16 protein-coding genes and 1 pseudogene are annotated in these 12,783 nt (G+C 68.8%); 5 read left to right on the plus strand and 12 right to left on the minus strand.

What is annotated here, in order from left to right:
* Window positions 1-26: 26 nt before the first annotated feature.
* The 3 genes from AC5Y5E_RS08845 to pyrH are packed head-to-tail and all read right to left on the minus strand — an operon-like array spanning window position 27 to window position 2,302.
* A complete protein-coding gene (locus tag AC5Y5E_RS08845; RefSeq protein ID WP_499902587.1) occupies window positions 27-956 on the minus strand; it encodes a phosphatidate cytidylyltransferase in 930 nt (309 codons plus the stop codon).
* Between the two features lie 16 nt (window positions 957-972).
* Window positions 973-1,530 carry a ribosome recycling factor gene (gene frr, locus AC5Y5E_RS08850; protein ID WP_499902588.1) on the minus strand — a complete coding sequence of 186 codons (558 nt, stop codon included), beginning with the start codon at window positions 1,528-1,530 and terminating at the stop codon, window positions 973-975.
* Between the two features lie 22 nt (window positions 1,531-1,552).
* Entirely contained in the window at window positions 1,553-2,302 is a 750-nt protein-coding gene (pyrH, locus tag AC5Y5E_RS08855; RefSeq protein WP_066930239.1) for a UMP kinase, read from the minus strand.
* 318 nt (window positions 2,303-2,620) lie between these two features.
* Here pyrH and mbp1 point away from each other — a divergent pair, with 318 nt between their 5' ends.
* Both mbp1 and AC5Y5E_RS08865 read left to right on the plus strand, forming a co-directional pair.
* A complete protein-coding gene (mbp1, locus tag AC5Y5E_RS08860) occupies window positions 2,621-2,857 on the plus strand; it encodes a microaggregate-binding protein 1 (RefSeq protein WP_499902589.1) in 237 nt (78 codons plus the stop codon).
* Between the two features lie 199 nt (window positions 2,858-3,056).
* On the plus strand, window positions 3,057-3,803 hold the full coding sequence (locus AC5Y5E_RS08865) for a winged helix-turn-helix domain-containing protein (protein ID WP_499902590.1): 747 nt from the start codon (window positions 3,057-3,059) through the stop codon (window positions 3,801-3,803).
* Between the two features lie 30 nt (window positions 3,804-3,833).
* Here AC5Y5E_RS08865 and AC5Y5E_RS08870 read toward each other — a convergent pair whose 3' ends face one another.
* Entirely contained in the window at window positions 3,834-4,769 is a 936-nt protein-coding gene (locus AC5Y5E_RS08870) for a lysophospholipid acyltransferase family protein (protein ID WP_499902591.1), read from the minus strand.
* A 94-nt stretch (window positions 4,770-4,863) separates the two neighbouring features.
* The gene (locus AC5Y5E_RS08875; RefSeq protein ID WP_499902592.1) at window positions 4,864-5,421 is read right to left on the minus strand and encodes an MPT63 family protein; all 558 of its coding nucleotides are present in this window, start codon (window positions 5,419-5,421) and stop codon (window positions 4,864-4,866) included.
* A gap of 261 nt (window positions 5,422-5,682) precedes the next feature.
* Between AC5Y5E_RS08875 and AC5Y5E_RS08880 the strand changes: the two genes are divergently transcribed.
* Window positions 5,683-6,522 (plus strand): SDR family oxidoreductase, encoded by an 840-nt coding sequence (locus tag AC5Y5E_RS08880; protein WP_499902593.1) that lies wholly within the window; start codon window positions 5,683-5,685, stop codon window positions 6,520-6,522.
* Between the two features lie 14 nt (window positions 6,523-6,536).
* Here the strand turns inward: AC5Y5E_RS08880 and AC5Y5E_RS08885 are convergent, their stop codons facing one another.
* The 4 genes from AC5Y5E_RS08885 to AC5Y5E_RS08900 all read right to left on the minus strand — a co-directional run bounded on the left by AC5Y5E_RS08885 (window position 6,537) and on the right by AC5Y5E_RS08900 (window position 8,415).
* Window positions 6,537-6,749, minus strand: a complete 213-nt coding sequence (locus AC5Y5E_RS08885) for a DUF2795 domain-containing protein (RefSeq protein WP_499902594.1) — start codon at window positions 6,747-6,749, stop codon at window positions 6,537-6,539.
* Between the two features lie 45 nt (window positions 6,750-6,794).
* Window positions 6,795-7,211, minus strand: a complete 417-nt coding sequence (locus AC5Y5E_RS08890; RefSeq protein ID WP_499902595.1) for a DUF421 domain-containing protein — start codon at window positions 7,209-7,211, stop codon at window positions 6,795-6,797.
* A 239-nt stretch (window positions 7,212-7,450) separates the two neighbouring features.
* Window positions 7,451-7,864 (minus strand): ChaB family protein, encoded by a 414-nt coding sequence (locus AC5Y5E_RS08895; RefSeq protein WP_499902596.1) that lies wholly within the window; start codon window positions 7,862-7,864, stop codon window positions 7,451-7,453.
* A gap of 14 nt (window positions 7,865-7,878) precedes the next feature.
* Window positions 7,879-8,415, minus strand: coding sequence for a DUF1360 domain-containing protein (locus tag AC5Y5E_RS08900; protein WP_499902597.1), 537 nt, complete (start codon window positions 8,413-8,415; stop codon window positions 7,879-7,881).
* Window positions 8,416-8,512: 97 nt separating this feature from the next.
* Between AC5Y5E_RS08900 and AC5Y5E_RS08905 the strand changes: the two genes are divergently transcribed.
* Window positions 8,513-8,935 carry a MarR family winged helix-turn-helix transcriptional regulator gene (locus tag AC5Y5E_RS08905; protein ID WP_499902598.1) on the plus strand — a complete coding sequence of 141 codons (423 nt, stop codon included), beginning with the start codon at window positions 8,513-8,515 and terminating at the stop codon, window positions 8,933-8,935.
* On the opposite strand, the gene AC5Y5E_RS08910 is transcribed toward AC5Y5E_RS08905, so the two are convergent.
* The 3 genes from AC5Y5E_RS08910 to rpsB are packed head-to-tail and all read right to left on the minus strand — an operon-like array spanning window position 8,932 to window position 12,031.
* Entirely contained in the window at window positions 8,932-10,341 is a 1,410-nt protein-coding gene (locus AC5Y5E_RS08910) for an amidase (protein ID WP_499902599.1), read from the minus strand. The genes AC5Y5E_RS08905 and AC5Y5E_RS08910 overlap by 4 nt on opposite strands.
* A 30-nt stretch (window positions 10,342-10,371) precedes the next feature.
* The gene (gene tsf, locus AC5Y5E_RS08915) at window positions 10,372-11,190 is read right to left on the minus strand and encodes a translation elongation factor Ts (protein WP_499902600.1); all 819 of its coding nucleotides are present in this window, start codon (window positions 11,188-11,190) and stop codon (window positions 10,372-10,374) included.
* Between the two features lies 1 nt (window position 11,191).
* Window positions 11,192-12,031, minus strand: a complete 840-nt coding sequence (gene rpsB, locus AC5Y5E_RS08920; RefSeq protein WP_499902601.1) for a 30S ribosomal protein S2 — start codon at window positions 12,029-12,031, stop codon at window positions 11,192-11,194.
* Window positions 12,032-12,284: 253 nt separating this feature from the next.
* Here rpsB and AC5Y5E_RS08925 point away from each other — a divergent pair.
* Window positions 12,285-12,755, plus strand: a pseudogene (locus tag AC5Y5E_RS08925) (M23 family metallopeptidase); the annotation flags it as partial.
* Window positions 12,756-12,783 lie beyond the last annotated feature (28 nt).

The following is a 12,783-nucleotide window of genomic DNA, read 5'->3' on the forward strand; positions in this document are numbered from 1 at the left end:
CGGCTACGCCGCGCTTGCGATCGCCACTAGGGAACCAGGGTCAGCACGATCCAGGCCGCGACGGCCGACGGGAGGACCCCGTCGAGGCGATCCATCAGGCCGCCGTGGCCGGGCAGCAGCCGGCCCATGTCCTTGATGCCGAGGTCGCGCTTGACCTGCGACTCCACCAGGTCGCCCAGCGTGCAGCTCAGCACGAGGACCACACCCAGCAACGCGCCGATCCACAGCGGCTTCTCGGCCAGCAGGGTCGCGGTCAGGATCGCCGCGGTGATGCCGAAGAACAGCGATCCGGCCAGCCCCTCCCAGGACTTCTTCGGGCTGATCGCCGGGACCATCGGGTGCTTGCCCAGCAGCACCCCCACGGCGTAGCCGCCCACGTCGGACGCGACGACGGTGATCATCAGGCAGAACACCCGTCCGGCGCCGTCCTTCGGGTACACCAGCAGCGCGGCGAAGGAGGCGAACAGCGGGACCCAGGCGGCCAGGAAGACGGTGGCGGACGCGTCGCGCAGGTAGTTCGCCGACGGGGATCCGGCGAACGGCTCGGGCCGGTGGCTGTTGTCCTGCATGAACAGCCGCCAGACGTTGCAGGCCACCACGGTCCCCGCGAAGCCGGCCAGCGCGCCGGCGGCATGGAACGGCCACGTCAGCCAGACCGTCACCTGCCCGCCGATCAGCAGCGGGATGAGCGGGATGACGTATCCGGCCTCGCGCAGCCGGCGCACCACCTCGTGGCTGGCGACCAGGATGGCCCCGGCGCAGTAGAGCACCCAGAAGCGCGGGGCGAAGAGCAGCGTCACGACCAGAACGGCGCCGATGCTGACGCCCACCGCGATCGCGGCGCGCAGGTCGCGTCCCGCCCGTGACGTCTTCTGGGCCGGCCGCGGCTCGGGGTTCTTGGGCGGACGCGGGGACTCGTCGGGCGGGTTGCCTGCGCCGGTTGTTGCCACGGACATGATTGCTGAGCGGCCGCTAGACCTCCAGCAGCTCGCCTTCTTTGTGCTTGACCAACTCATCGATCTGGGTTGTGTACTGATGGGTGGTCTTGTCCAAATCCTTTTCCGCCCGGCCGACCTCGTCCTCGCCGGCTTCGCCGTCCTTGCGGATCCGGTGCAGCTCCTCCATCGCCTTGCGACGGATGTTGCGCACCGACACGCGGGCCTCCTCGCCCTTGTGCTTGGCCTGCTTGACCAGCTCCCTGCGGCGTTCCTCGGTCAGCTGCGGCACGGCCACCCGGATCAGGGTGCCGTCGTTGGTGGGGTTGACGCCCAGGTCGGAGTTGCGGATCGCCGTCTCGATGGCGTGCAGCTGGCTGGCCTCGTAGGGCTTGATGACGACGAGCCGCGCCTCGGGGACGTTGATGCTGGCCAGCTGCGTGATGGGCGTGTTGGTGCCGTAGTAGTCGATGACGATCCGGTTGAACATGCCCGGGTTGGCGCGGCCGGTTCGGATGGTTGACAGGTCGTCGCGGGCTACGGATACGGCCTTCTCCATCTTCTCTTCCGCGTCGAAGAGAGCTTCGTCAATCATCGCGTCTTCCCCTCAGTGGTGCTCAGGTCGTAACCAGCGTTCCGATCTTCTCACCAGCGACCGCACGAGCGATATTCCCATTGGTCAGCAGGTTGAACACCAGAATCGGCATGCCATTGTCCATGCACAGGCTGAAGGCCGTGGCATCGGCCACGCGCAGCCCGCGGTCGATGACCTCGCGATGGCTGATCGCGGTGATCAGCTCGGCCTCGGGGTGGTGCCGCGGGTCGGCGGAGAACACGCCGTCGACCGCCTTGGCCATCAAGACAACCTCGGCGCCGATCTCCAGCGCCCGCTGCGCGGCCGTGGTGTCCGTGGAGAAGTACGGCAGGCCCATGCCGGCCCCGAAGATCACCACCCGGCCCTTCTCCAGGTGGCGCACGGCGCGCAGCGGCAGGTACGGCTCGGCGACCTGACCCATGGTGATCGCGGTCTGGACCCGCGTGACGATGCCCTCTTTTTCCAGGAAGTCCTGCAGGGCGAGGCTGTTCATGACGGTGCCGAGCATGCCCATGTAGTCCGACCGGGTGCGCTCCATGCCGCGCTGCTGAAGCTGCGCGCCGCGGAAGAAGTTGCCCCCGCCGATCACCACCGCGACCTGCACGCCGCCGCGGACCACCTCGGCGATCTGGCGGGCGACCTGCGCCACCACGTCGGGGTCCAGGCCGACCTGGCCGCCGCCGAACATTTCACCGCCGAGCTTGAGCAGGACTCTCGAATACTTGGATCGGCTCTCCGGCTGGCCGGAAGCCCCGTTCGTCGGCTCCGTCATCAGACTCCTCGCATGAGAGTGCCATCCCGGGGCGAACTCATCCGGAACGGCATTTCACATCCTGCCTCATCGCAGCACAATGTTGCGCCGGCGGGGTGCATTATCTGCGCAGTTGGCGATTCGCGTGAATTCGCTTTCCTTCCAGTGTCGGAGGTTTGAGGGGTCGGCGGGGCGGGGAATCCGCACCAACGCGGGGGGCGAACCGACGGTCTTGAGAATAAGGACCATGCCTCGCCGTGTGACGGGGCCGACCGCATGCGCGGTCGGCGTTGAGCGGGAAGTGCTCAACCACGTACGCCAATGAGGAGGAACAGATCCATGGCGGACCACAATTCGGGACCTGCCGAAGCCGTTAAGGGCGTCGTCGAGGACGTCAAGGGCAAGGCGAAGGAAGCAGTCGGCGCGGTGACCGGTCGGGATGACCTCACGCGCGAGGGCGAGGCCCAGCAGGACAAGGCCGAAGCCCAGCGCGACGCGGCGAAGAAGGAAGCGCAGGCGGAGGCCGCTCGCGGCGGCGCCGAGGCGGCCGAGGAGCGCCAGAAGGCCAACCAGTAGCTTGTCGCTGCGATGGGTCCGGTCCGTGAAAACGGGCCGGACCCATTGACTTTCCCGGGCCAGAGTATTGATCCTGCGCACACGCACAATAAACTTTGCTTGGTTTTGCTCTGAACGGGGTACTCAGCGCTGCGCTGGCAGACATCTCACCGTGAGGTGCCTACGGGTGGGGGGCGATGACAAACTCACGAATTTGGAGATGTCGTTGGAAGTTTTACTGCTCACCGAGGCAGACGATTTCGAATCGGCCTTGCCTACCCTGAGGTCGTTCACGCAAACGGTGCGGCGTGCCCCCCTCACCGGCCATATCGACGGGCATTACGGGAGCGCCGACGTCGCGATCATCGACGCACGCACGGACCTCGACGCGGCCCGGGATGCCTGCCGTCGCCTGACGGCCGACGCGCCGTCCATCGCGGTGGTGGCCGTGGTGGCGCCGGCGGCCTTCATGGCGGTGGACGTGGACTGGCACTTTGACGACGTGCTGTTGCCCGCCGCCGGAGCCGACGAACTGCAGGCCCGGCTGCGGCTGGCGATCTCGCGCCGGCGCAGCGCGATGGCCGGCAGCCTGAAGTTCGGCGACCTGCTGCTGCACCCGGCCAGCTTCACGGCCTCGATGAACGGCCGGGACCTGGGCTTGACGCTCACCGAGTTCAAGTTGCTGAATTTCCTTGTGCAGCATGCCGGCCGAGCGTTCACGCGCACCCGGCTGATGCACGAGGTATGGGGTTATGACTGCAACGGCCGCGTCCGCACGGTCGACGTTCACGTGCGGCGCCTGCGCGCCAAGCTCGGTCCGGAACACGAAGCGATGATCGACACCGTCCGCGGTGTCGGCTACATGGCGGCCACGCCGCCGCAACCGGAATGGATTCTCAGCGGCTCGACGCTCACGCCGGTCTGGACGTCGACGGCGCGGCCCGCCACCGATCCCATCGCGCAGTAGCGCTGCCGCGCAGCGGCTTTCGCGAACCAATCAGGCAAACAGCGGGAGCGCCCGCTTGCGGGCCAGAGCGTCCATGCCTTCCTGGATGGCGTCCTCGACCTCGTGGTACCTCGCCTCGACGTAGTCGTCGTCCTCGGCGCGCGCGGGATCGTGGTCGAGCTCGACGGCGGGCATGAAGCGGGTCCTGATCTTGGCCGGCAGCGGCAGCTGCGGCAGCGCGGCCGGGGCGATCCCCCACGGCAGCGAGACCGCCAGCGGGAACACCTTGAGCCGAAGCACGCGATCGAGCCCCAGCGCCTTGGACAGCCGGTCACCGCGGATCAGCACCGGCATCGCGTCCGCGCCGCCGACGGTCGCGATCGGCACGATCGGCACGCCGGCGCGAATGGCCATTTTCACGAATCCCTTTCGCCCGGCCAGGTTTGCGCAATCGCGCTCGCTCCACGGGCGCAGCGAGTCCACTTCCCCGCCGGGCCACAGCGCCACGTCACGACCCTCGGCCAGCGCCGTGGCGATCGCGTCCGGCGCGGCGGGCAGCACGCCCATGCAGCGGAAGTACCGCCCGAAGAGCGGGATCGCCATCAACGCGTCGTGCGCCGTGCCGTGCAGCGGGCGGTCCTGGCCGAACCGCCGCCACCATTGCAGCCCGACGGTCCAGGCGTCCCAGACGAACGGGGCGCCCGAGTGGATGCCCACCAACAGAGCCGGCGGCTCGGGGATGTTCTCCCAGCCGTCGATCTCCATCCGGAACCAGTAGTCCACCAGCACATTCCAGAAGAACTTCTGGCGCTGCAGCGTGGTCTCGTCCTGCCCGCTCAGGTCCCACTCGCCGGCGCGCTTGGCCAGCCAGCCGCTGATCCCGCCGTCCTGCTTGCTGCGCCGCTCGTCCATCGTTACCCGCGCCCGCCTGGCGTGGAGCTTGGCCTGCGCACGTACTTCCGCTGGTCTGTGATCGGGGTTACTCATGGGTTTCGGGTACCCGATTCGGCCGCGCGGGATTCCCGTCTACGCAAATCTCCCCGCGCTATCGGGGTAGCGCGGGGAGATGCTTGCAACCGGATCAGGTGTGCGGCGCCGGGGCCGGCGGTTGGCCAGGTGCCGGGCTCGCGTTCGGCGGCACGCCAGGCGAGGAGCCGCCGGGCACGTTCGACGTCCACATCAGGATGTCCTGCAACCCGTCGTTGTAGACGACGCCGTTCGGCGGCGCGCCGGTCACGTCGAAGTACAGGGTGCCGGTCGATTCCTGGCCCTGCGGGATCGGCGCCGGGTTAAGGCTGCCCGGAGCCCCGGCCTTGTCGATCAGCTTGTAGGTCTGACCGTTGGGCCCGCGGGCGCTGAAGTCCTTGACCATCGGGGTGACGAGTCCAGCATCCGACCGAGCGGTGATGTCCGCCTGGTAGAGCGTCCCCTTCGGCGTGTAGCCGGGGATCGTGACGTTGCTGGGCTGCAAATTGCTCACCGTGTAATTGGTGATCATCGGCCCGTCGACGAGTTGCTCGCTGATGCCGAACCCCTGGATGTTGGGCGCCGCGGAAGCGGTTGCAGCTGCCAAAACGCCGGCAGCCGCGATGCCGCCGGCAGCAATAGCACTCTTGACGGCTGTTCTGGTGACCTTCATGGTTTTCCTTTCGTGTCGAACACCCACGCAGGGCGATAACCGCACTGGGTTTCGCATAACCCATTGGTCCCGCCGCTAAACCCGAACGAATCGCGCCGATCCTTTTTCGCGCCCCAGAATTCACACGGGCATCAGTGGTTGCCGTCGTCGGTGATTAATTGCGGCCGTACCGGGTAGCCGCAGCTAGAGCTCACCTGCCTATCCGAGGGGCCACCGCCTCCAATCGCAAAAGTCACCCGAATCACGAAAGGGGAAGTGGCAATGGCCTTTCCGGCTCAGCAACAAACCGTTCCGGGCATCCAGGCGCAAATGAAGCCCATTCCGGATTGCGGCGAAAACAGCTACCGGGGTTCGGGAAAGCTCACGGGCAAAAAGGCGATCGTCACCGGCGGCGACAGCGGCATTGGCCGCGCCGTCGCCATCGCGTTCGCCCGCGAAGGTGCCGACGTGCTCGTCTCCTACCTCAACGAGGACGACGACGCGCGCGACGTCGCCCGCTACGTCGAAGACGCGGGACGCAGGTGTGTGCTGGTCCCCGGCGACCTGTCCGACCCGGCGCACTGCCGCGCGGTGGTCGACCGGGCGGTCAAAGAATTCGGCGGGGTCGACATCCTCGTCAACAACGCCGCCTACCAGATGATGCACAAGGACCTCGAAGAGATCGGCGACGAGGAATGGGACTACACCTTCCGGCTCAACGTCGGCGCCTACTTCTACCTCGCCAAGGCGGCGCTGCCCCACATGCGCCCCGGCTCGTCGATCATCGGGAGTTCCTCGGTCAACTCCGATAACCCCAACCCCACCCTGGCGCCCTACGCGGCGACGAAGGCGGCCATCGCCAACTTTTCGGCCAGCCTGGCACAGCTGTTGGGCGACAAGGGAATCCGTGTCAACAGTGTCGCCCCGGGCCCGATCTGGACGCCGCTGATCCCGTCGACGATGCCCCCGGACAGCGTGGAATCCTTCGGGGAGAACGTGCCGCTCGGGCGCGCCGGGCAGCCGGCCGAGCTGGCCCCCATCTACGTGCTGCTGGCCTCGGACGACGCCAGCTACATCTCTGGAGCGCGGGTGGCGGTGACCGGCGGCCGGCCGATTCTTTAGCGCGCGAACCGCGTTCAGGAGCCCCGGTTTTCGTCGACGATGGTCACCGAGGACGCGACTTGGCCGATGTTCGTGTAGGTCTCGGGCGGGATCCCGCGCAGCGCGCGGACGGTTTCGCCGTCGCAGCCGTTGCGACCGGCGGCGTCGAGCAGATCTTGTTTGTTGGCCGGAAAGTCCACGTCGTTGAGGCACTTTCGGAGTTGGCTGGTAGTGGTAGACGCGACCATGGCACTCGGATGCCCAGCGAATGTCGGCCTAAACGTGATAGCCCGTCATCCGTCGCCCGGCGGTCTCTGCAGGATGGAGATGGCACCCTCGGCCTCAAAGAGCGCCAGATGCACGCGACCGGTGTCGTCGTAGCCCTGCCTTCGCAGCGCCGCATCCAGATCCTCTCTCGTCAGGCGGCATCGGCGCAGGTTGGCTACCTGTACTTGCCCGTCGCGGATCAATATTCGGACGGGCGGATCGACGAGACGCCGAAACCAACCGAAGAATCGCATTCGCGCCACGGCGGCGTGGGCCAGTATCAACGCAATCAGGGCGGCGGTGCCGGTGAGCCACGAGGTATTTGGCGCGGTTGCCGTTCGGCCGATGATCGCGCCCACAGCTACGGCGGTCACCCAGTCGAACGGCGTGAACTCCGCGATCGTGCGGCGCTCGGTGACGCGGAAGGCGGCCGCGGCGGTCACGAATAGCGCGACACCCTTGACGGCGGCCCACGCGGCGGGCTGCCACCCGTCGAAGAATGCGTGCCATAACTGGTTGAGAATCAGAACTCCTAAATGCTTGTGGGCCTGTGATCGTTACCCCGCGACGTGTTCCTGCGCTCAGCGCAGTTGCGTTGCCAGCACGCCCGCGAGGGCGGCGAACAACCAGCCGATATAGTCCGCGCTGCGTTCGATGACGGCCGCAACGGCGGCTCGCGCTCTCAGCGGCCGCCCTGCCGCCGGTTCTCCTCCTTGATCGCCTCGACCAGCTCCGGCTTATTCATCGTCGACCGGCCGCGCACGTCGAGCCGGCGCGCCACGTCAAGCAGGTGCTTCTTGCTGGCGTTGGCGTCCACCCCTTCGGCCGAGCGGCCGGTGTTGCGCGGCCCGCCGCCCTCGGCCAGCTCGTCCGACGGACCCTTCTGGTCCTTGGGCTCCCAGTGATCGCCGACCTTTTCGAAGCTGTGCTTGAGCGCCGAGTAGGCCACCCGGTGGGCGCGCTGTTCGTCGCCGTATTCGTCGGCCGCCGAGTCGTGGGTTTTCGCGAACGTGCGTTGCGCTTTGGCGTTGGAACGCCGCAGCGTGCTCGGCAGTTCGCCCTGCTTCGCCGCGCCGCCCTTCGTCGTCTTAGGCATCGAACCTCCTCCTGTCAGCCCTCGGTCAGCTGCTGCGCCTTGGCGTAGGCGAGCTGCAGGAAGTCGGCGCCCGCCAGGGCGGTGAAGGTGCCCGCGATCATGCGGGTCGGCCTCGGCGCGAAAACCAGCCCGATGACGAAGGCGGTGGCAACCCACATGTCGAGGCAGAAGGGGCAGGTCAACAGCTCGCCGAGGCTGTGGCGCAGCGCGCTGCCGTGCCGGGTGTCCTCCATCACCTCGGCCGGGCCGCCCGACCCCGCGTAGTGCGCGAAGGGCGCGCGCAGCGGGCTGGTCACCGCGTCCTTGGAGATCGTGCGCGACAACTTGTGGGTGCCGACGGTGACGGTGGCGAGATCCTGCAGGCTCCAGCGCTCCGGCAACCTTCGGCCGGTGGCCGCGGCGACGACGCCCGCGAGCGCGACCAGCAGGCCGTAGATGCCCAGGACCACCGAGTAGCCCTCCAGCGGTCGGGGATTGTCTCCGCGGTACGCCTCGGCTTCCCGCCGCGCGCGCTCGGCCACCCGTTCGGTAACTTCCGTTGCATCGCCCATGAGCGTGGGTTACCCCATAGCGGCCGGGAAAATCACCGCCGGGCCGCACCGGCCGACGTGCGCGGCCGAGCGCCCGGGATATGTCAAGATCGCTGACATGGGTGGTCAGGTTGAAAACGCTCCGCTCGGTTACCTGCTGTACCGGGTGGGGGCCGTGCTGCGGCCGGAGGTTTCCGCGGTGCTGGGTCCGCTGGGCTTGACGCTGCCCGAATTCGTTTGCCTGCGCATCCTTTCGATGCACCCGGGCATGTCCAGCGCGGAGCTGGCGCGGCACACCAACGTCACGCCGCAGGCGATGAACACCGTGCTACGCGGGTTGCAGGACGTGGGCGCGGTGGAACGGCCGGCGTCGGTCTCCTCGGGTCGTGCGTTACCGGCCACGCTGACGGTTCGGGGCCGGGCGCTGCTCAAGCGCGCGGAAGCCGCGGTCCGGACCGCCGACGCCCGGATCCTGAGCAAGCTGACCGAAGCGCAGCAGCGCGAGTTCAAGCGCATGCTGGAAAGGCTCGGATCGGACTAGCCGGCGGCCTGGATGCGGGCCCACGGCCGGGCCTCTTCGAGCTCGTAGGCCAGCTCCAGCAGCAGCGATTCCTGCCCGATGTCGGCCGAGAGCATCATGCCCACCGGCATGCCGTCGGCCGACTGCGCCAGCGGCAGCGAGATCGCGGGCTCGCCGGTGACGTTTTGCAGCGGGGTGAACGAGACCCAGTCGATCAGCCGGTCGATGACCTGGTGGTAGTCGGTGGGTGCCAGGTGCCCGATGCGGGGCGTCTCGTCGGCCAGGGTGGGGGTGAGCACCGCGTCGTGGGTGCCGAAGAACCGCGCGGTGCGCCGCCGGGCCCGGCGCAGCCGCAGGATCGCCAGCGGGAGCCGGTGGAGATTGCGGGTGCAGTGCCGCTCCAGGCCCAGGGTCAGGCTGTCGAGCCGCGTGCGGTCGAACGTCTTGCCGAACATCCGTGGGCCGCCGCGGACCTGCGCCAGCGCCAGGAAACCCCAATACAGCACGAAGTCGTCGACGAAGCTCGCGGCCACCGGCGGCTCTTCGATGTGTTCGACACGGTGGCCCAGCTCCTCGAGGAGCGCCGCCGACTTGAGCGTCAGCTCGCGCACCTGCGGACTGCTCTCCCGTTGCACCGACCGGGTCAGCACGGCAATCCGCAGCCGCTGCCGGCCGGGCCCGGTCACGTCGCCGACCGGCGCCAGCTTGTGGTTGCGCCAGGCGCGCTCGGCCTCGCGGTAGAACGCCGCCGTGTCGCGCACCGACCGCGTCACCACGCCGTTGGCGACGACGCCCACGGGCATCCGGCGCAGGTGCGGGTCCAGCGGCAACCGGCCGCGCGACGGCTTCAGCCCGACCAGCCCGTTGCAGGCCGCCGGGATGCGGATCGACCCGCCACCGTCGTTGGCGTGCGCGATCGGCACCACGCCCGCGGCGACGAACGCGCCGGATCCCGACGACGACGCGCCCGCGCTGTAGTCGGTGTCCCACGGGTTGCGGACCGGGCCCAGCCGCGGGTGTTCGGCGGACGCGCTGAAGCCGAACTCCGACAACTGCGTCTTGCCCACGGGTGCCAGCCCGGTGGCGAGGAACACCCGGGTGAACTCGCCGTCAGAGGTGGCGTTCCACGGCCGCCACGCGTCGGTGCCGTGCATCGTCGGCTGACCCGCGATGTCGATGTTGTCCTTGACGAACGTCGGGACGCCACTGAAGAATCCGTCCGGCGGGGCCGCCGACGCGGCGGCGCGCGCCTGGTCGAACGCCGCGTACGCCAGGCCGTTGAGGGCCGGGTCGACGGCCTCGGTGCGGGCGATGGCGGCCTCGGTGACCTCGGCTCTGCCGACCGAGCCGGCCCTTAAGGCGTCGGCCAGGCCGACCGCATCGAGGTCACCGAGGGCATCGTCGCCGAAAGCGTGCACGCGTCGCATGACACGACGCTAGCCGCTCGCGCTTTGGCGCTAGGCCTGGCCCACCTCGAAGCGAACGAACCGCGTCACCGTGACGCCGGCCTCGTCGAGCAGGGCCTTGACCGTCTTCTTGTTGTCGGACACCGACGGCTGCTCGAGCAGCACCGCGTCCTTGAAGAAGCCGTTGAGCCGGCCCTCGACGATCTTGGGCAGCGCCTGCTCCGGCTTGCCCTCGGCCTTGGCGGTCTCCTCGGCGATGCGCCGCTCGCTGGCCACGACGTCCTCGGGAACGTCGTCGCGGGACAGGTAGCGCGCCTTGAGCGCGGCGATCTGCAGCGCGACGGCATGCGCGGCCTCCTGGCCGTCGGCGCCGCTGTACTCGACCAGCACGCCGACCGCGGGCGGCAGGTCCGCCGCGCGCTTGTGCAGGTAGGCCTCGACGGTGCCGTCGAAGAACGCGACCCGGCGCAGCTCGAGCTTCTCGCCGATCTTGGCCGACAGGTCGGCGATGGCCTGCTCGACCGTCGTCGCGCCGGCGCTGGCCGCCTTCAGGGCGTCGACGTCGGTGGCCCGGGCGGACGCCGCGGCGGCCACCACGTCGTTGGCCAACTTCTGGAACTCGGCGTTCTTGGCGACGAAGTCGGTCTCGGAGTTGAGCTCGATGAGCGCGCCGCCCTTGGCCGCGACCAGGCCTTCGGCCGTCGCCCGCTCGGCGCGCTTGCCGACGTCCTTGGCGCCCTTGATCCGCAGCGCCTCGACGGCCTTGTCGAAGTCGCCGTCAGTCTCGGCCAGCGCGTTCTTGCAGTCCAACATGCCGGCGCCGGTCAGCTCCCGAAGCCGCTTGACGTCGGCAGCGGTGAAATTCGCCATTTCAGCCTTCCGTGGGTGTCGATTCGGTTGCGCCCGCGTCGGTGGGGGCGCCGGTGGTGGCCGTCGTCGTCGCGGAGGCCAGCAGCTCCTGCTCCCATTCGGCGAGCGGCTCGGCGGACTCCGCCTCGGGCTTGCCGTCGCCGCGGCCCAGGCCGGCGCGGGCCTGCAGGCCCTCGGCGACCGCGGAGGCGATCACCTTGGTCAGCAGCGCGGCCGAGCGGATCGCGTCGTCGTTGCCCGGGATCGGGTAGTCGACCTCGTCGGGGTCGCAGTTGGTGTCCAGGATCGCGATGACGGGGATGCCCAGCTTGCGGGCCTCGCCGACGGCGATGTGCTCCTTGTTGGTGTCGACGACCCAGATCGCCGACGGCACCTTGTTCATGTCGCGGATGCCGCCGAGGCTGCGCTCCAGCTTGTTCTTCTCCCGGGTCAGGCCCAGGATCTCCTTCTTGGTGCGGCCCTCGAAGCCGCCGGTCTGCTCCATCGCCTCGAGCTCCTTGAGGCGCTGCAGCCGCTTGTGCACCGTGGAGAAGTTGGTGAGCATGCCGCCCAGCCAGCGCTGGTTCACGTAGGGCATGCCGACGCGGGTGGCCTCGGCCGCGACCGATTCCTGCGCCTGCTTCTTGGTGCCGACGAACAGCACCGACCCACCGTGGGCGACGGTCTCCTTGACGAACTCGTACGCCTTGTCGATGAAGGTCAGCGTCTGCTGCAGGTCGATGATGTAGATGCCGTTGCGGTCGGTGAAGATGAACCGCTTCATCTTGGGGTTCCAGCGACGGGTCTGATGCCCGAAGTGGGTGCCGCTGTCGAGCAGCTGCTTCATGGTTACGACAGCCATTGCCGCCATTCCTTTGTTGTCGGTTGTCGCCCGGCATCGGGTGAGGCCGGGCCCTGGCGCCTGCGGAATGCCGCACCCGCCTCGGAAAAGCCCGAGCCGGGACCGCACGGCAATCGGTTGGTTGCAGGCGCGCGAAGTCAGCCCGCTAACGAGCTGCGACCAGGAGTTTACACCGTCTCAGCAGGTGCTTTTTCCACAGCGGTGACTGGCGGGGTCACGCGGGCCGCTCTGTACTCGCCTGGTGCGGCGGGCGATGCTCCTGATCCTGATACTGCTGTGCGCGGCGCCGGCGCGGGCCGACGACGTGCGGCTGGACTGGCCGCTGCGCCCGGCGCCGGCCGTTGCCCGCGGGTTCGACGCGCCCTCGCCCGACTGGAATCCCGGGCATCGGGGCGTTGACCTGCCCGGCTCCCCCGGTCAGCCGGTGTATGCCGCCGGCGCGGCGACCGTGGTGTTCGCCGGGGAGCTGGCCGGGCGGCCGGTGGTGTCGCTGGCCCATCCGGGCGGCCTGCGCACCAGCTACGAGCCGGTCCGGGCGATGGTGCGGCTGGGTCAGGCGGTGACGGCGGAGTCCGTGATCGGTTCGCTGGTGGCCGGGCATGCCGGCTGCCGGGCCGCGGCGTGCCTGCACTGGGGCGCGATGTGGGGCCCGGCCTCGCGCGCGGAGTATGTGGACCCGCTGGGGCTGTTGAAGTCCACGCCGATCCGGCTCAAGCCGCTGAACGGCTGAGCTTTCCCGCGCGAGCAGACGC

This window comes from Mycobacterium sp. NGS54, from assembly GCF_059812465.1.